Source organism: Caballeronia arvi, from assembly GCF_001544695.2.
In the GTDB taxonomy this organism is placed as follows: Bacteria; Pseudomonadota; Gammaproteobacteria; order Burkholderiales; family Burkholderiaceae; genus Caballeronia; species Caballeronia arvi.
This window is the reverse complement of record NZ_FCOM02000013.1, coordinates 1-15901: the sequence shown is the minus strand read 5'-3', so window position 1 is coordinate 15901 and position 15901 is coordinate 1. Positions and strand designations below refer to the sequence as shown.

Sequence of the window (15901 nt, the reverse complement as noted above, 5' to 3'; positions counted from 1 at the left end):
CAGCTCGTAAAATTTCGTACAACTACGTTCCCAATGAATCAATGGTGGGTTGCCGGCTTCTCGTGGGAGCTCGATGGCAAGCCGGTCGCGAGAAAGATTCTGAACCGTCCAGTCGTTTTGTTCAGGCTGCCGTCCGGCGAAGTAGGCGCGCTCGAGGACCGTTGCTGCCACAAGGAACTCCCGTTGTCATGCGGCTCGGTCGAGGGACGTGGCGTTCGATGTGGATACCACGGCCTGCTGTTCAATCGAGAAGGGGCATGCATCGAGATTCCTGGGCAAGACCGTATCCCTTCCAAGGCGCGCGTGCAGTCCTATCCCGTGATGGAACGCGACCAGATTGTTTGGGTCTGGATTGGGGAGTTCGCCGACGCGAAGCCTTCATCGGAGCCACCTTCGTACACGTTCCACTCCGACCCGAGCTACCAATTTGGTGGTGGCAACTACCACTACGATGCACCGTATCAACTGATTCACGACAATCTGATGGACCTCAGCCATCTCGGATACGTCCATTTGAAGACCATCGGCGGCAACGCGCCCGTTCACATGAACGCACAAACCCGGGTGAGCGTCGAAGGGGATACGGTGAAGCTCGTACGCACCATGCTGGACTCTGAGCCGCCGCCGACTTACACCGCTGCGTGGCCATTTAAAGGACTCGTCGACCGATGGCAGGAGATTGAGTTTCACGTCTCGCACATTCGCATATGGACAGGCGCCCTCGACGCTGGTGAAGGAAGCCTCGAAGACCCTTCGCGGGGTGGCTTTCATATGCGTGGATTCCATGGAATCACTCCAGAGACTGAGACGACGACGCACTACTTCTGGAGCGTAGCAAGCAATTTGCAGACGGACATCGAGAAGGTCAAGCAGACCGTTATTGAGCAGAGCGCCGCAACCTTCGACGAGGACAAGCTAATCATTGAGGCGCAATACCGTAACCAACGCGAGTTTCCGGTGCGCAATCAAATCGACATCCACGTCGACGTAGGGCCCAACCGGGTTCGTCGCGTCATCGACCGGCTTCTGAAGCAGCCGCAATCCGCATAGAGAAACCATCCATCACTCAGGAGGCATCCTTCATGGCATCAAATCGCGGTGTTGCGTACGTTGGACCTGGAAAAGTAGAAGTTCAGTCGATTGCCTACCCGACACTCGCTGACCCAAGAGGACGCAGGATTGACCACGGCGTCATTTTGCGGGTGGTTTCGACCAACATCTGTGGCTCGGACCAGCACATGGTCCGCGGCCGAACAACTGCGCCTGCTGGCTTGATCCTTGGCCACGAAATCACCGGCGAAGTCATCGAAATTGGACGAGACGTGGAGACGCTCCAGAAGGGCGATTTGGTTTCGGTACCGTTCAACGTTGCCTGCGGCCGCTGTCGGACCTGCAAGGAGCAGCACACCGGCGTTTGCCTGACAGTGAATCCCGCGCGCGCGGGAGGCGCATACGGCTATGTCGACATGGGCGACTGGGTCGGCGGACAAGCCGAATATGTCATGGTGCCCTATGCCGACTTCAATCTCTTGCGCTTTCCCGACAAGGCGCAGGCCATGGAAAAAATCTGCGACCTGACGTGCCTCTCCGACATTTTGCCTACCGGTTACCACGGCGCAGTCACGGCCGGCGTCGGTCCAGGGAGCACCGTGTATGTCGCAGGTGCGGGTCCGGTCGGTTTGGCAGCCGCCAGTTCCGCAGTATTGCTCGGCGCAGCCGTCGTCATTGTCGGTGACATCAATGCTGCACGCCTGGACCATGCCCGCAAGCAGGGGTTCCAGACGGTGAACCTGTCCGAACACGACAGCCTCGCAGACCAAATTGCGCAGATTCTCGGAACCCCGGAAGTTGACTGCGCTATCGACGCCGTCGGCTTTGAGGCACGCGGGCACGGGCACGAAGGGGCCCAACACGAAGCGCCCGCAACCGTTTTAAATTCCTTGATGGAAGTGACACGCGTGGCCGGAAAGATTGGCATTCCGGGCCTATACGTCACTGAAGACCCCGGCGCGGCCGACTCTGCCGCTCAAAAGGGGGCTCTGAGTATCCGCTTTGGCCTGGGTTGGGCCAAGTCGCACAGCTTCTTCACTGGTCAGACGCCGGTCATGAAGTACAACCGAGCTCTCATGCAGGCGATTTTGTGGGACCGAATCAAGATTGCCGAAACGGTTGGCGTAGAGGTCATTTCCCTCGACGACGCCCCGATGGGTTACTCGCAATTCGACTCCGGTGTACCCAAGAAGTTTGTGATTGACCCTCACAACCTATTTAGGAAAGCAGCTTGACGGGTTGTGCGACGAGAGTGCGTTGACCCCAAGGCACGGTGTTCTCGCCATCGAATCGCTTTGAATGCTCCAGGGCGACCAGACGAAAGACCAAAGAAGCGAAGCAACACCAGCGCTCGAGAGTGTTGGTACCGACCGCGCGTGCCCGGATTGGCTTCGCAACCGGCCGGGAGTTTTGGAGTCAACCACTGCCTAAAGCACGCTGGGTGTCCGTCCGCGGGCCGTTCCCGAGGGCACTACTTACTACATCACAAGGAGACACAGATGGAAATCAACGTGCGGCGAACAGTCGATGAACGCCCGATGAGCCGTTTCCAGGTAACTGCAGTGGTCGTTTGCATCGTGCTCAACATGCTCGACGGCTTCGACGTGCTGGCGGTTGCGTTCTCGGCCGCCCATCTGTCGGCGGACTGGAAACTGACGGGCAAGGAAATAGGCGTATTGCTCAGCGCAGGCCTGTTCGGTATGGCCGGCGGTTCGATGTTTATCGCACCTCTCGCAGACCGCGTAGGGCGCAGACCACTTGTTATCGGCTGTTTAGCGACCATTGCATGCGGCATGATGGCGTCGGCTTTCGCACAAAATCTGACGCAACTTGTCGCTCTTCGAGCCGCTACCGGACTGGGAATCGGTGGCATGCTTGCCAGCACTGCGGTCATCGCATCCGAATACAGCTCCCTTCGTTGGAGGAGCGGCGCGGTGAGCATGCAGTCCACAGGTTACGCCCTTGGCGCAACGCTAGGCGGAGCAGCCTCCGCGTACCTTCTGATGCACTTCGGCTGGCGGAGTGTCTTCGTCTTTGGTGGCCTGGCGACAGCGATTGTGCTTCCGCTTGTCCTGTCTTCGCTGCCCGAGTCATTAGACTTTCTGATTGCTCGCAGGCCGGCCTTCGCGCTCGATAAAGTCAACAATATTCTCGAAAGAATGGGTGTTGAGCGTATTTCCGCTTTGCCAAAAACAGAGCCGACAATCGGGCGCGAGCAATCATCCGCTTCGCCACTCTCTCATGGAACGATGGGGCAGACTCTCTGCATCTGGGCCGCGTTCTTCTGCGTGATGGCGGGCTTCTATTTCGTCATGAGCTGGACACCCAAGCTGCTGGTCCAGGCGGGACTGTCCGCAGTACAGGGCATCACTGGCGGAGTTCTTCTCAACGTTGGCGGGATGGTGGGGTGTACCTTGTTCAGCTTTGCCTCGGCGCGCTGCAACGTCGTTCGCCTGCTAGCCGGCTTTCTAGTTGCAAGCGCGCTGCTCATTGGGATGTTTGGTGCAGTTTCGTCGTCCCTGAGCGTGGCGTTGATTGTCTCGGTGATTTTGGGAGCGGTCATTTCTGCGTGCGTTGGAGGACTCTATGCCCTCACGCCTCGATTGTATGCACCGCAGGTGCGCGCCACTGGCGTGGGCTGGGCGATTGGTATGGGCCGCGCAGGTGCAATCCTCGCGCCATTCGCTGTGGGCGCACTTCTGGATTCCGGATGGAGCGTATCCGGTCTCTATTACCTATTTTGTGGTCCATTCATTTTAGCAGTCCTATTCGTGGTTTCGATTTCGCTTAAGACGAGTGTCCCGGCATTGCCGGAAGGGCAGCAGGCGCTTCATTAGCGGAAGGTCGATGGCAAACATATTCAAAACTACAATCTGTTTGGAGACGCAATGAAGAAGCTATGGTTAATCCCCACGATGATGGTCAGTTCTATCGCCCCGGTGTTCGCGCAGAGCTCCATAACCCTTTACGGCATCGTCGACACTGGAGTTGAATATATCTCCCACGCGAACGCAGCGGGAGACAGCCTGTTTCGGATGCCGGCAATCACTGGGTCGCTTCCGTCGCGGTGGGGTCTCCGCGGTGTTGAGGACCTCGGTGGCGGACTGAAGGCTGTCTTCCAATTGGAAAACGGCTTCAATATTCGAGGCGGCGACCTGGGGCAAGGTGGTCGGCTGTTTGGACGACAGGCTTGGGTCGGTCTGGCGTCCAACTACGGCACCTTTAGCTTTGGACGGCAGTACACCATGACGTACATCGCGTTGCTGGAAAACGACGTCATGGGGCCCGCCATCTACAGCCTGGGCTCGCTCGATGCGTACGTCCCGAACGCGCGCAGTGACAACACGGTAGCGTACAAGGGAACTTTTTCGGGCGTGACGATTGGTGCGACCTACTCATTCGGACGCGATTCCGCCGGTACCGGCAATTCCCCTGGACAGGGCACATGCGCGGGTTCGGTTGCGGGTGACTTCCAGCAGTGTAAGCAGTGGTCGGCAATGCTCAAATACGACATCAACCACTTCGGCGCCGTAGTCACGTATGACCAGCAACGCGGTGGCACCAATGCGGCCGCGAACTTCTTCGACGGTGTTGCAACGACGCCGCTCACGAGCAGCGGGGACAAAGACACACGCATTCAGGCCAATGTGTACGTTTCGTACGCGGGTGCGAAGGTGTCGGGAGGATGGCTCGGCAGATGGGTCGAACCCGGGAACGACGCCGTCGCGAGCGTGCGTTCCGATATCTACTACCTTGGTGCGCAGTATTTCGTCACACCAGCGTTTATTGTTGATGGAGCCGTTTATCGAGTCCTTAACGCCCAGCACGACACACGAGCGACGCTCGGGACCGTTCGCACGACCTATCTCTTGTCGAAAGCCACAGCGTTATACGCGCAACTTGGCTACCTCGGGAATAGCGCGCACGCCCGCTATGCGGTAAGTTCGGGCGGAGCGGGCGCCACGCCCGCGGCTGGAGCAAATCAGACTGGCGCGATGGTCGGGATGAGGCATCTATTCTGATGCGGCTACAACATGCCTCTGCAACCTCGCGGGACTAACTGGTGCGATTCGAACTGCCGGTGCTCTGCGAGCCTCGCACGAGCGGTCGATGGATGAAATGCCGGTCCGGCGCGATTGCATCACTTGCTGAAGTCAGGACGACGGCAGAGGCCGGTTCATTCGTGACGCTTCACGAATGACGCCGCCGCTACATGACCAATTCTTTGATTTCTACTGGAGCCGCGACCATTCTTAGTTCGAAATCGTGCGCGACGAGGCACGGATGCTTCATAACGCGAAAAACAGCGTTTCAACGCGCGGCTTGAGTGCGCAGGACACAAAGCTATATATTGTGCGAGCGCTCTTGCGTGGAGTGCGCTCTCTTTGCCCGTCGCTCGCGACGGGTCTCCTTTCAAGCCGGCGAATAGTCTCGTGCGTTCAACGTCACGGTTGCGCGAACGGATTGATTGGCTGCACCGTCTTTCGGTCCGTCAGAACTCAAGCTGGTCGCGTCGCTTTAGAGCCGCGTGCTTACGGAAGCCCATTTCTACAATGCTCGGCAAAGTTTTCGGAACATTACCACTGCAGTTGGACATTCGATGTGCCGTGACAGGACAATTGGACGCTTGCCCTCGTGGCGGACGTGGATGCTCGCGTTCTGAACTGGGTTTTCATCAGCTCCGCATCGCGTCTTGTCTGAACGCTACGCATCGCTAGTAACGATGCGCTGGATGAGTCGACTCCACTGGCGCGGCCCCCCTCGCGACCGCAGCCGTCTTCTTAGCGCTGACCTTCCGTGCCGGTTTCGACGTGGTTACCACGTCAGCCTCCGAACCATTCGACTTGGCGGCAGGCCAACACCTGGCTGTTTGCCGTCAGAGGCGACCAATCTCGAGACTAGGCCCACTGCTTCCGGTCAAAGCGACCACGCTCCCGCACTGGTCACACACAGCAACGAGCGCATCCTTCGCCTTTATGGTCGGCTCGTCCAGGTCGCGCTGCTCGAAAGTCGTTGAGACCAGTTCATCGCACTGCGGGCAGTACGCCTTGCATTTGTCGCCAAGGCGATATACGTGCTGCTGCATCGTCCCTGACTCACTCATGCCGTTGTCCGCGCCTATTTTTTTCATTCGCTTAACCGAGAAAACGCCGCGCGAAAGGTAGTTATCTTTTACTCGCAGCAACACCACGACTAGCACGCCCGCGATTGCCGGCAGCAAAATCAAGCCCGGATTCGTGAGCGCAAAGTCAAGAAGCGAAGGCACGTGTCCATCCTCCGGTTAAGTCGGCGGTCGCAATCAGTTTCTGAAGCTCTCGCCCCGGCAATCATCCTCTTGCTCGAGTGCAGCTAGAACTCGTCGACGTCACAAGACTCGCCGCTCTAGATTTCAGCTTCACCCATCGCCAAGATTGCCAGCAGGGGGGTGGTTTCGTCGCTCGGGCTCATCAAAACCTCCGTTCGGTCTTGATTCAGCCTCCAATCGTCGATAACGCTCTAGCGGCCGAATTTGCGAACAGAACCAACACGACCCCCACTATCTCGAGCGAGCGCGCTCGGCGTCCCCGAAGCGTGAGCAGCGTCCATTGCGCGAGCGCGCCCTCATCGTCTTCTACTTCCGCCGTTCCGGCAAGAAAGCGCACACAAGCGTTGTCGAGATGGCGGGTCGCAGCTCCTGTCTTGTCTCGCGGGCCATGCGCCAGACAGGAAGTCGACCGCTCATGGGGTTTACCCCAGTATGGAAATTGCATAAAAGTAAAATATTGACACCAGATTAACGGATGAGTACCGTGGCACCATGCGTCGGATGTCCCGCCGCAGTACCCACGAGACAGCGAAAATGTTGATTTGTTTGCTCAAGCGCGTTGGACAGCTTCTTGGTTTCGCGGCGACGGCAGCTGCGTTGACTATGTCGACGCCTGTCTACTCTGCGAGCGACACACTGAGAGTGGCGACGGAGGGGACCTACCCTCCGTGGAGCTTCAAGGATTCCAGCGGTAACTTGCAGGGCTTCGATGTGGACATCGCGAACGCCCTTTGTGCGCAGTTGAAGATGAAATGCCAGATTGTGGCGCAGGCATGGGACGGCATCATTCCAGGCCTCCAGGCCAACCGGTATGACGCCATCGTGGCTTCTATGTCAACCACCCCGGCGCGTCGGAAGCAGGTGCTGTTCACGAACAAATACAAAGAAACCACATCGAGCTTCATCGTTGCCAAAGATAGTGGAATCAAGGATGTGACGCCTGTCGGTCTGAAAGGCAAGCGCATTGGTGTCCAGCGGGGTTCTTCCCAACATCAATGGCTGACCGCGAATGGCTATGAGAAGACAGCGACTCTTGTTCTCTACGATAGCACGCGACAGCCGGAGCTTGACCTTGTTGCGGGACGGGTGGACGCAGTCATCGGCAACAAGGCGACCTTCTACGCCGATTTCTTCAAGCGTCCTGAGTCCAAGGACTTTACGTTTGTCGGTCCTGAATTCAAGGGCGGTGTTTTAGGGGAGGGCAATGCCATCGCTGTCCGACTCGACGATAGTGACCTCTGCAATCGCCTTAATACCGCGCTAGACGCAATCATCAAGAACGGTACTTACGACCAGATTCGCAAGAAGTATTTCCCTTTCCCCTTGATGTAACTAGGTGCCAGCATGTCTAGTTTCACGCTCAACGGATACGGCGGTCTGATTTTATTGGGGGCCGTCACAACGCTACTCGTGGCGTTGGCGGCCACGGCAATTGGTTCGCTCATCGGCGTTTTGATGGCCGCCGCTAAGCTTTCGCCGTCGAACGTGCTTAGGCACATTGCGGGAGCTTACACGACGACGATACGAGGGGTACCGGACCTACTGGTCATTTTCCTCGTCTATTACGGCGGGAGTTCGACTCTCTCGCACGTACTGGGTCGACCCATCGAAATCAACGCGTTCACGGCCGGTGCAGTATCGCTCGGCCTTGTCTTCGGTGCCTACGCAACCGAAATCTTCCGGGGCGCAATCCTTGAGGTACCAAGAGGACAGACCGAGGCAGCAGCTGCGCTAGGTCTGTCGGGAGCCGGTGTTTTCGCACACGTGATAGCACCCCAGGCGTGGAGATTGGCGCTGCCGGCGTTTGGAAACCAGTTGACCGTACTGCTGAAAGAGACCGCATTGGTATCACTCGTCGGGCTCGAGGACCTCATGCGCCGTACCGGGTTCGCGGTGGAAGGAACCAACCGACCCTTCTTTTTCTATCTGGTGGCCGGCATTCTGTATTTCATACTTAGCTACGCCATGACGAACGCATTCAGCATGGCACGGCGGAAGACTGCCACAACCCTGGCAAGGTGAGACATGTTCGACTTTTCTCTGCTTCTCTCGAGTCTCCCTCAATTGCTTGCTTCGTTGCCTATAACGCTTGAGCTCTTCGCGGCTATTGTCTTGACGGGTATCTGCATCGGAGTTCCGATGGCGCTCGTTGGGCTAAGTGACTCAAGAATTCTGAGTGGCTCCGTCAAGTTCTACATTGGCGCATTCCGCGGGACGCCCGCCCTGGTGCAACTGTTCTTTATTTACTACGGCTTCGGGCAATTTTCATTCATCCGCCATTCGATGCTTTGGCCAGTGTTGCGCGACCCTTTCATGTGTGCAGTGCTCGCACTAGGAATGAACTCTGGAGCCTATACAGCTCGGATTCTCATGGGTGCCCTGAGTGCGGTTCCAAAAGGCATTGTCGAAGCCGCGCAAGCATTAGGCCTCAGCAATACTTCGATTCTCGTTAAGATAAAGGCTCCTATTGCGATACGCATTTCGATTCCAGCGTACGCGAACGAGACCATTCTTAATCTCAAGGCTACCTCGCTGGCGTCAACCGTGACCATCATGGAACTGACTGGAACCTCGAAGCTGCTTGTTAGCGAGACCTATGCCCCATATGAGATTTTTGTCGGAGCTGGTCTTGTTTATCTGGCAATGACCTACATTCTCGCCCACTTCTTCAAGTACCTCGAGTCTTTCGTGGGGCGTAAGACCGGCAAACTCGAGACCTCGGTGAGGCCCAAGAGGAAGAACAGTGCAACGGCGCTCAAAGCGAAAGATTCAGGTGAGACACAGGCCGCATCGCACTGAGCGAACGGTCGCTAGTAATGTTTGGAGATACAGAACGTGCTTCGTTTTATGACTCTCGGTCCGAGCGGCAGCAATCATGAGTTCGTTACCGCTCGCTACCTCAAATTTCACGGAATTTCGGACAAAGCGTCCGTGGAGCTAGTCCTCGATTTCGATAGCGCGGCTCAGGCGGTGATAAGGGGCGATGCCGATTACCTTGTGCAGGTAGCGGTTCACCCTTCCACTACCGAAATCGTGGCGAGATTTCGGAAGCATCTGTTTGTCGTCGATGCATTTGTTTCCGGCAGCAAAGACATGGCGGTGGTCACGCGTGTAGATGTAGAGCGTCCGAGGTCACTGGCGCTGCAGCCGGCGACGCGGGACTACATTGATACGCAAGGGTTGAAGCTTATTCCGGAGACATCGACGGCATCGGTTGCCGAAGGCCTGCTTTCCGGCAAGTACGAGAGCGGTCTGACGTATTCGTCCCTTGCAGCCGACTATCCGGCGCGTTTCCGCCTGGATGAAGTGGTCGGAACAGTCGACGACCCATGGATTGTTTACGGTCGGGAGCGCCTCTCTGGGGGACGAGTGGTGACATGGAAAGATAGTCCCGCCGGACAGGCTTATCAACGCGAACTTAAGCAGGCTGTCTGCTGACAACCCTGCCCAGCTGACTGACACGTAAGCACGCAAGAGGATTCATCATGGCCACTCAATCGAACGCAGATTACGTCATCACCATCAAGGGACTTCGCAAGAGCTATGGCGATGTCAATGTCTTGAAGTCCATCTCTCTCGACGTACGGAAGGGCGAAAAAATCGTGCTCTGCGGCCCGTCTGGTTCGGGCAAGTCGACCCTCATCCGATGCGTGAATCGTCTCGAGAAGCATGACGCGGGTGATATCGTCGTCGACGGAATCGCACTGACCGACGACGTCAAAAACGTCCGCATGGTGCGAGCAGATGTCGGCATGGTCTTCCAGCACTTCAACTTGTTCCCACATATGACTGTGTTGGAGAACTGTACACTCGCGCCGATGAGCGTTCGGGGGATGAAGCGCAAAGAGGCGGAAGAGAAAGCAATGGCGATGCTGGAGCGCGTGCGCGTCTCTGGGCATGCAGCGAAATACCCAGCGCAACTTTCGGGCGGGCAACAACAGCGCGTTGCTATCGCCCGAGCACTTTGTATGTCTCCGACAATCATGCTGTTGGACGAACCCACGTCCGCGTTGGACCCAGAAATGGTTCGCGAAGTGCTTGACACCCTGACGCTGCTCGTCGAAGACGGGATGACGATGCTTTGCGTCACGCACGAGATGGGCTTTGCAAGAGCTGTTGCGGACCGGGTTCTGTTCCTCGACCAAGGTGAAATCATTGAAGACGGTCCGCCGGAAGAATTCTTCTCGGCCCCGAAAACGGAACGCGCCAAGCGCTTCCTAAACCAAATGATTCACAAGTAACCCAAGCAGGAATCAATCCGTCGCGCTTTAGTCGACCTGGTGCTCAGTGAGTCACGGGTCTGGTTTTCAAATCCGGAGAAGTACCTTGCAGGAAGCCGTTCAGCGCAGTGACTTTGACAAGTTCGTCGCTCCGACGTACTCACCGGCACAATTGATTCCCCAGAGGGGGCAAGGGTCGCTGGTCTGGGACCAAAACGGTCGTCGGTACGTAGATTTAGCGGGTGGTGTGGCCGTCACAGGGCTCGGCCACGCTCATCCGGAGCTTGTGGCGACATTGCGCGAACAGAGCGAATCCCTCTGGCACGTTGGGAATGTCTTCACCAATGAACCGGTTCTGGCCCTCGCTAAGCAACTCACGGAATCGACCTTCGCGGACCGAGCCTTCTTCGCGAACTCTGGTGCGGAAGCGAATGAGGCAGCACTTAAACTGGCCCGGAAGGTTGCGCACGACACAGGCGACGCCCAGAGGGGAAAGACCGAAATTGTGGCTTTCCAGCAATCCTTCCATGGAAGAACGCTCTTTACTGTCAGCGTCGGCGGCCAGTCAAAATACAGTGAGCCGTTTGGCCCACTGCCGCCAGGCATAAAGCATCTGCCGTTCAACGATACGCAGGCCGCACTTGACGGAATCACTGAGCAAACGTGCGCAGTGATTGTCGAACTGGTACAGGGCGAAAGCGGTGTCCGCCCGGCGTCAGCGGAATTCGTGGATGCCTTGCGAGTGCGCTGCTCGGCGGTCAATGCGCTTCTTATTTTCGACGAAGTGCAGACGGGCGTCGGAAGAACCGGTGAGCTTTTCGCTTATCTCGGCTATGGCATCGAACCTGACATCCTTACCACCGCCAAGGCTTTGGGCAACGGCTTTCCCATCGGAGCGATGCTGACTTCTCAAGCCTTGGCTGAACACCTTACAGCCGGGTCTCATGGAAGCACCTTTGGAGGGAATCCGCTTGCGGCTGCTGTGGCTGACAAAGTACTGGAAATCGTTCGAAGACCCGAGACGCTCGCTGGCGTAAAGGAGCGTCATGCGATATGCATGCAGCGTCTGAATGAAATCAATGCCAGAACGTCTGTCTTCGCCGACATTCGGGGTCGTGGTTTGCTTATCGGTGCCGAACTCGGTCAACAATTCAAAGGTCGGTCAGGAAAGCTGGTAGAGCACGCCTACGCCGCGGGAGTATTCACTTTGATGGCCGGACCGGACGTGCTGCGGCTCGCTCCATCGCTAGTTATTCCTCTGGATGTGCTCAATGAGGGGATGGACGCGATGGAGAGGGCGGTTGTCCAGTTCGCAGCCACGCCCGAGTGACGTTTCGGAATCGCAGCCAGCGCATCGTGCGCGCTAGCTGTACTCACGGATATTGAAGAAGACTGCAAGGAAACGAACCGGAATGCTATCGATTTCTTCCGGTCCGTGCGCTGCATTGGGGTCGAAGAGCAGACTGTCGCCAGGCTTCATCTCATACAGGCGGTTGGCATAGCGATACTTCATTCGACCTTCGAGCATGTGAACGAACTGGAGCCCTGTTGTCTGATGCGTAGACCATGGTTCCGATTTCTCGTCGAGAGTCACGATATACGGTTCGACGTTGAGGTTTCCGGAGAGCACGTGACCTATCAGGGTATAGACGTGACCGAACGACGACCCCTCGCGGTCTACTGATACGCCAGCGCCCGCGGGGACGAAGGAACAATCGTGGCGCTCACTCTGGTCAACGAAGAAGCGCGACACAGGCTTGCCCAGGGCATTCGCAATTCGCGTGAGGGTTTCGATAGAGGGCGTTGCGGTCCCCTTTTCTATTCTGGAGAGCATGGAATGCGAGATACCGGCCATCTTCGCCAGAGTTCCGGAGGCAAGGCCTGACGCGGTGCGGAAGGTGTGAATCTGCGTAGCAAGGGCCCTCGATACCTTTTCTACGCTCGGGTCACGCTGTCTTTCTGCGTCGACGGTCTGCTCATCTTGTTCGAGATGTGAATCTTGCGTTCGTGGCATGTGTTCTCAACCATTGATGGGTCATTGCATCACCATTGGCCTTCATTATATGAGCCATCACGGCTCTGACGGCAGACTTCACGACTGAAAAAACCGATGATGAATGAAAAGGTCCGCAGTATTCAATGCCGCATTCGACGAGTCACCGCTGACGACGTGAATGAAGTCACAAGACTGCTTGGTGCGCTATACGCAGAATTGCATGAGCGTGAAGCGTTTCCCGACTACCGTCTAAGCTCCGTGGAGGACGTGTTGCGAGACAGTGAACGGACCTTCGGCTTCGTTGCACACGCCGGAGACCAACTAATGGGCGTGCTCATGCTCACAGAGGGCGTCGCTGTTTATGCGGGAGGAGTATTTGGGCAAATTACTGAGCTGTACGTTGAACCCGAATATCGGTCGCAAGGAATCGCGTCTCTGCTGGTTCGCCGAGCAACTCAGTTTGGTCGGGAGCGCGGGTGGAAGCGGCTAGATGTTGGTGCTCCGCATCAACCGCGGTGGAACCGGTCGCTCCGCTTCTACGAATCGGAAGGCTTTTTCGAGGTAGGCCCCCGCCTGAAACTGGACCTGTAACGCCGCTCCCCTGACCCGAGGTAGCACACGCTCGTGCATACCTCCCGCGTTGGACAGCGATGCGCCCATGAGGGCAGGCGGCATACTATGCGAAACTTGTGTGAAATTAAAAAATTGACATGAGATTAAAATTGAATTAGGTTGTAAGTTGGTTGCCGCTGTGTTCAGTCGTCGTTGGTGGGCGGCGGTCACCTGCGCATTGAGCAAAGCACGAACGTCGCCGTAGCAAGGGCCGCACGCCAGGCGAAGGCGACGTCGTCGCAAATTCCGCGGATTCTGAGCACGAACATGACAAGTCGGTCAACAGCCTTAGGTAGTCCCAAAGATATGAGTTCTCGACGAAAGATTGGCTACCTAGGCCCGGGCGGGTCTTGGACGCATCAAGCTTGTCTCGATATGTTCGGTCCAGAGGGACTCGTCGCATTAGAAAGCGCGAGACTCTTTGCGGCTTTCGAAAACGATGAGATTGACCAGGCCTGCGTGCCGGTAACTACATCCATCGTCGGAGTGACGCCGTATCTGGACCCGGTGCTCGAGCTGCCGTCCGTAGTGATTGTGGCCGAGTATCCCAAGATGCTCGGTTACAGCCTTCTGGCACGTCCCGGTACGAAGCTTGAGGAAATCAAAAATGTCATCGCGCATCCCGTTGCGCTGGAAGAGGTCAAACCTTGGCTCGACCGAAAGTTGCCCTCGGTACGCCGCATCACTTCAATTGGCGGCGGTGCGGCCGCAAGAAGCGTGTCCGAGAGTTCATCGATGGACACTGCATCGATGGGACCGAAGATTGGGGGCTCGATTTACGGACTTGTCTCTCTGGTCGACGCTATCGAAGAGGGCCCGCATAACGTGACGAGATGGTGGGTACTCGGCAGAGAAATGTCCGCTCCGACGGGGAACGACAAGACATCGTTGGTCGTAGACGTGATAGATGACGAGTTCTCAAAGCTGCTTAAGGACATGACGCTTGCTGGCCTGGCAATTCTGAATATATACGAACGACCGAGCAAGAGGACGCTGGACAGTCATCGGTACCTAATCGAGGTGACGGGTCACGCTACAGAAGCTCCGCTTGCTGATTTTCTTCGAGCAGAACCTCAGGTCAGGCTGCTCGGCTCCTACCCGCGAAAATATTGACAGGCCGGTTCCTGTGCCTCTCGTATGCGAGCAGGGCGCGCAGAGGTCCGTGCCACTATCTGAGGCGTTGGCCATCCGGAAAAGACAATGAAGCGTGATGGTGCTTGCTCCAGGCGCCGACCTGCCTCAACCTCGAACTCTACCTGCGGTCCGGACTAAAACCGGGGCAGGCCAGTATCAGTTGCTCGTCACGCTTCCGCCACTGAGTACGAAGACCTCGCAGCGTACCGACGTGATAATCGTAGGTGCCGTTTGGGAGTGTCATCATATAAAGGCGTCTCGCTAGATTTTCAAAAAGAGTTTTCTCCGGGTTCGAAAGACTTCTTCAAAAACAAGAAAAGAGTCTTTTCACGGGTAGCTGCGCTTTGTTGCTTGACCTTCACAAGACCCGTGAGCATGTCTCGTGGACGCGAGAGGTGAGTCGGAGCCGAAATTTCCATTAGAGAGCAAGCCTAGGCAGGGAATGTGCGGACGGTACGCGCTAGGTTAGTTCGGGACATCAAATGAGCAAGCCCAAAGACTTGCAACCGCAAACTGCGGCGCAACGAGGTCGTCAAGTGCCGCATCATGCAGGCTACTTGCGCGACCCGCGACGGCCGGCGCATCACCGACAACGCTTCGTGGGATGGCTTGCTTTGTCGAAGCGAGCATGGTTGCACTGAAAGCTTCAACAAGAACAGCAGCCCATCGGCTACCTGGCATCCTCTACTACGTTGGCAATCGCGGCCTGTCGACGACGTCCGCTGCCATCGAGTCACGGGACTTGTCTGAACCGCGAACCGTCAACGAATCGCGCATCGTCGCCAATTAAACACTTCCAAGACCACACGATACTCGCCCGCGGCCTTTGATGCGGTCGCGTCTTGGGGTTAGCGGCCGCACGAGATTGATTTCTCTCAAAGCCACGGCATTGGTATAACGCGGGCGATAGCAAATGCAAATCGCTTTCTGCCAAATGGACGTCGCGAGCGCGCGAATCATGCTGACCAAGCGCTGTGTTTGAATTCGACGGGAGACTTCATACACTGAGGATAGGGGCCGAGCCCTTTCCTCGGAGGGATGTCCTTCGTTAGACCTCATGCAATGGACAGGCAGAGCGCGGTGCCTCTGAAGGACTTCAAGCTCGTTTTCGAATCGACACCCGACGCGTTGCTCATTCTGCGTCCCGACGACGCCTTCACGATTGCGGGCGCCAGTGACGCGTATCTCAAGGAGACACTGACTGTTCGAGAAGAAATCATCGGCAAGGGTGTCTTCGACGTTTTCCCCGACAACCCGGAGGCACCGGAGGCGGGCGCCACGACGAACTTGCGCGCATCTCTCTCGTTCGTAGTTGCCCACACCCATTAGCGGGCTCGTGTCAAGCGAGCAAGCAGCATCATGGCCGCTTGAGCGACCGGATTCTATTGCTGAGCCCCGATAGCGGAAGCTGAGCGCGCCCGGTTCTTCAGATAATGGCTGCGACGGATCGCGCCACACACCCATCAGGATCAAGCGAATGGCGAAGTACGTAGCCTGTCGCCCTGGCGGCTATGCCGCCCCAGAAGAACGTTGGTGCCGCAATGCGTCCATATGGTTGCACAAATCTGTGGCTGCCGACGCGTC

At 56.9% G+C, this 15901-nt stretch carries 15 protein-coding genes; 13 read left to right on the top strand and 2 right to left on the bottom strand.

Annotated elements, in window-relative coordinates:
* Nucleotides 1–33 precede the first annotated feature (33 nt).
* The 4 genes from AWB74_RS16950 to AWB74_RS16935 all read left to right on the top strand — a co-directional run bounded on the left by AWB74_RS16950 (nucleotide 34) and on the right by AWB74_RS16935 (nucleotide 5072).
* Entirely contained in the window at nucleotides 34–1050 is a 1017-nt protein-coding gene (locus AWB74_RS16950; protein WP_061147906.1) for an aromatic ring-hydroxylating dioxygenase subunit alpha, read from the top strand.
* Nucleotides 1051–1082: 32 nt separating this feature from the next.
* On the top strand, nucleotides 1083–2285 hold the full coding sequence (gene fdhA / locus AWB74_RS16945; protein ID WP_061147905.1) for a formaldehyde dehydrogenase, glutathione-independent: 1203 nt from the start codon (nucleotides 1083–1085) through the stop codon (nucleotides 2283–2285).
* Nucleotides 2286–2549: 264 nt separating this feature from the next.
* Nucleotides 2550–3887 (top strand): MFS transporter, encoded by a 1338-nt coding sequence (locus tag AWB74_RS16940; protein ID WP_061147904.1) that lies wholly within the window; start codon nucleotides 2550–2552, stop codon nucleotides 3885–3887.
* Between the two features lie 51 nt (nucleotides 3888–3938).
* Nucleotides 3939–5072 (top strand): porin, encoded by a 1134-nt coding sequence (locus tag AWB74_RS16935; RefSeq protein WP_061147903.1) that lies wholly within the window; start codon nucleotides 3939–3941, stop codon nucleotides 5070–5072.
* Between the two features lie 854 nt (nucleotides 5073–5926).
* Here AWB74_RS16935 and AWB74_RS16930 read toward each other — a convergent pair.
* Nucleotides 5927–6316 carry a hypothetical protein gene (locus tag AWB74_RS16930; RefSeq protein WP_143749266.1) on the bottom strand — a complete coding sequence of 130 codons (390 nt, stop codon included), beginning with the start codon at nucleotides 6314–6316 and terminating at the stop codon, nucleotides 5927–5929.
* Between the two features lie 573 nt (nucleotides 6317–6889).
* On the opposite strand from AWB74_RS16930, the gene AWB74_RS16925 reads away from it, so the two are divergent.
* From AWB74_RS16925 to astC, 6 genes are all read left to right on the top strand, one after another.
* Nucleotides 6890–7687 carry a transporter substrate-binding domain-containing protein gene (locus tag AWB74_RS16925; RefSeq protein WP_235024606.1) on the top strand — a complete coding sequence of 266 codons (798 nt, stop codon included), beginning with the start codon at nucleotides 6890–6892 and terminating at the stop codon, nucleotides 7685–7687.
* Nucleotides 7688–7699: 12 nt separating this feature from the next.
* Nucleotides 7700–8377, top strand: coding sequence for an ABC transporter permease (locus tag AWB74_RS16920; protein ID WP_061147901.1), 678 nt, complete (start codon nucleotides 7700–7702; stop codon nucleotides 8375–8377).
* Nucleotides 8378–8380: 3 nt separating this feature from the next.
* Complete coding sequence (locus tag AWB74_RS16915) at nucleotides 8381–9154, top strand: ABC transporter permease (protein WP_087039062.1); 774 nt, start codon at nucleotides 8381–8383, stop codon at nucleotides 9152–9154.
* A 36-nt stretch (nucleotides 9155–9190) separates the two neighbouring features.
* Nucleotides 9191–9793 (top strand): hypothetical protein, encoded by a 603-nt coding sequence (locus AWB74_RS16910; protein WP_143749264.1) that lies wholly within the window; start codon nucleotides 9191–9193, stop codon nucleotides 9791–9793.
* 47 nt (nucleotides 9794–9840) lie between these two features.
* A complete protein-coding gene (locus AWB74_RS16905) occupies nucleotides 9841–10596 on the top strand; it encodes an amino acid ABC transporter ATP-binding protein (RefSeq protein WP_061147899.1) in 756 nt (251 codons plus the stop codon).
* A gap of 85 nt (nucleotides 10597–10681) precedes the next feature.
* The gene (gene astC, locus AWB74_RS16900; RefSeq protein WP_061147898.1) at nucleotides 10682–11905 is read left to right on the top strand and encodes an acetylornithine/succinylornithine family transaminase; all 1224 of its coding nucleotides are present in this window, start codon (nucleotides 10682–10684) and stop codon (nucleotides 11903–11905) included.
* A gap of 33 nt (nucleotides 11906–11938) precedes the next feature.
* On the opposite strand, the gene AWB74_RS16895 is transcribed toward astC, so the two are convergent.
* Nucleotides 11939–12589 (bottom strand): helix-turn-helix domain-containing protein, encoded by a 651-nt coding sequence (locus AWB74_RS16895; protein ID WP_087039061.1) that lies wholly within the window; start codon nucleotides 12587–12589, stop codon nucleotides 11939–11941.
* Nucleotides 12590–12685: 96 nt separating this feature from the next.
* Here AWB74_RS16895 and AWB74_RS16890 point away from each other — a divergent pair, with 96 nt between their 5' ends.
* The 3 genes from AWB74_RS16890 (at nucleotide 12686) to AWB74_RS16880 (ending at nucleotide 15646) form a co-directional block, all read left to right on the top strand.
* The gene (locus AWB74_RS16890) at nucleotides 12686–13162 is read left to right on the top strand and encodes a GNAT family N-acetyltransferase (protein WP_087039060.1); all 477 of its coding nucleotides are present in this window, start codon (nucleotides 12686–12688) and stop codon (nucleotides 13160–13162) included.
* Between the two features lie 288 nt (nucleotides 13163–13450).
* The gene (locus tag AWB74_RS16885; protein WP_087039072.1) at nucleotides 13451–14296 is read left to right on the top strand and encodes a prephenate dehydratase; all 846 of its coding nucleotides are present in this window, start codon (nucleotides 13451–13453) and stop codon (nucleotides 14294–14296) included.
* A 1083-nt stretch (nucleotides 14297–15379) separates the two neighbouring features.
* Nucleotides 15380–15646 (top strand): hypothetical protein, encoded by a 267-nt coding sequence (locus AWB74_RS16880; RefSeq protein ID WP_061147896.1) that lies wholly within the window; start codon nucleotides 15380–15382, stop codon nucleotides 15644–15646.
* Nucleotides 15647–15901 lie beyond the last annotated feature (255 nt).

What these genes read in the sequence shown, in the direction of transcription:
- AWB74_RS16920 (WP_061147901.1), top strand. Translation starts at nt 7,700, where the DNA reads ATGTCTAGTTTCACGCTCAACGGATACGGCGGTCTGATTTTATTGGGG.
- AWB74_RS16915 (WP_087039062.1), top strand. Translation starts at nt 8,381, where the DNA reads ATGTTCGACTTTTCTCTGCTTCTCTCGAGTCTCCCTCAATTGCTTGCT.
- AWB74_RS16885 (WP_087039072.1), top strand. Translation starts at nt 13,451, where the DNA reads ATGACAAGTCGGTCAACAGCCTTAGGTAGTCCCAAAGATATGAGTTCT.
- AWB74_RS16895 (WP_087039061.1), bottom strand. Translation starts at nt 12,589, where the DNA reads ATGCCACGAACGCAAGATTCACATCTCGAACAAGATGAGCAGACCGTC.
- AWB74_RS16905 (WP_061147899.1), top strand. Translation starts at nt 9,841, where the DNA reads ATGGCCACTCAATCGAACGCAGATTACGTCATCACCATCAAGGGACTT.
- fdhA (WP_061147905.1), top strand. Translation starts at nt 1,083, where the DNA reads ATGGCATCAAATCGCGGTGTTGCGTACGTTGGACCTGGAAAAGTAGAA.
- AWB74_RS16935 (WP_061147903.1), top strand. Translation starts at nt 3,939, where the DNA reads ATGAAGAAGCTATGGTTAATCCCCACGATGATGGTCAGTTCTATCGCC.
- AWB74_RS16890 (WP_087039060.1), top strand. Translation starts at nt 12,686, where the DNA reads ATGATGAATGAAAAGGTCCGCAGTATTCAATGCCGCATTCGACGAGTC.
- AWB74_RS16925 (WP_235024606.1), top strand. Translation starts at nt 6,890, where the DNA reads ATGTTGATTTGTTTGCTCAAGCGCGTTGGACAGCTTCTTGGTTTCGCG.
- AWB74_RS16940 (WP_061147904.1), top strand. Translation starts at nt 2,550, where the DNA reads ATGGAAATCAACGTGCGGCGAACAGTCGATGAACGCCCGATGAGCCGT.
- AWB74_RS16880 (WP_061147896.1), top strand. Translation starts at nt 15,380, where the DNA reads ATGGACAGGCAGAGCGCGGTGCCTCTGAAGGACTTCAAGCTCGTTTTC.
- AWB74_RS16950 (WP_061147906.1), top strand. Translation starts at nt 34, where the DNA reads ATGAATCAATGGTGGGTTGCCGGCTTCTCGTGGGAGCTCGATGGCAAG.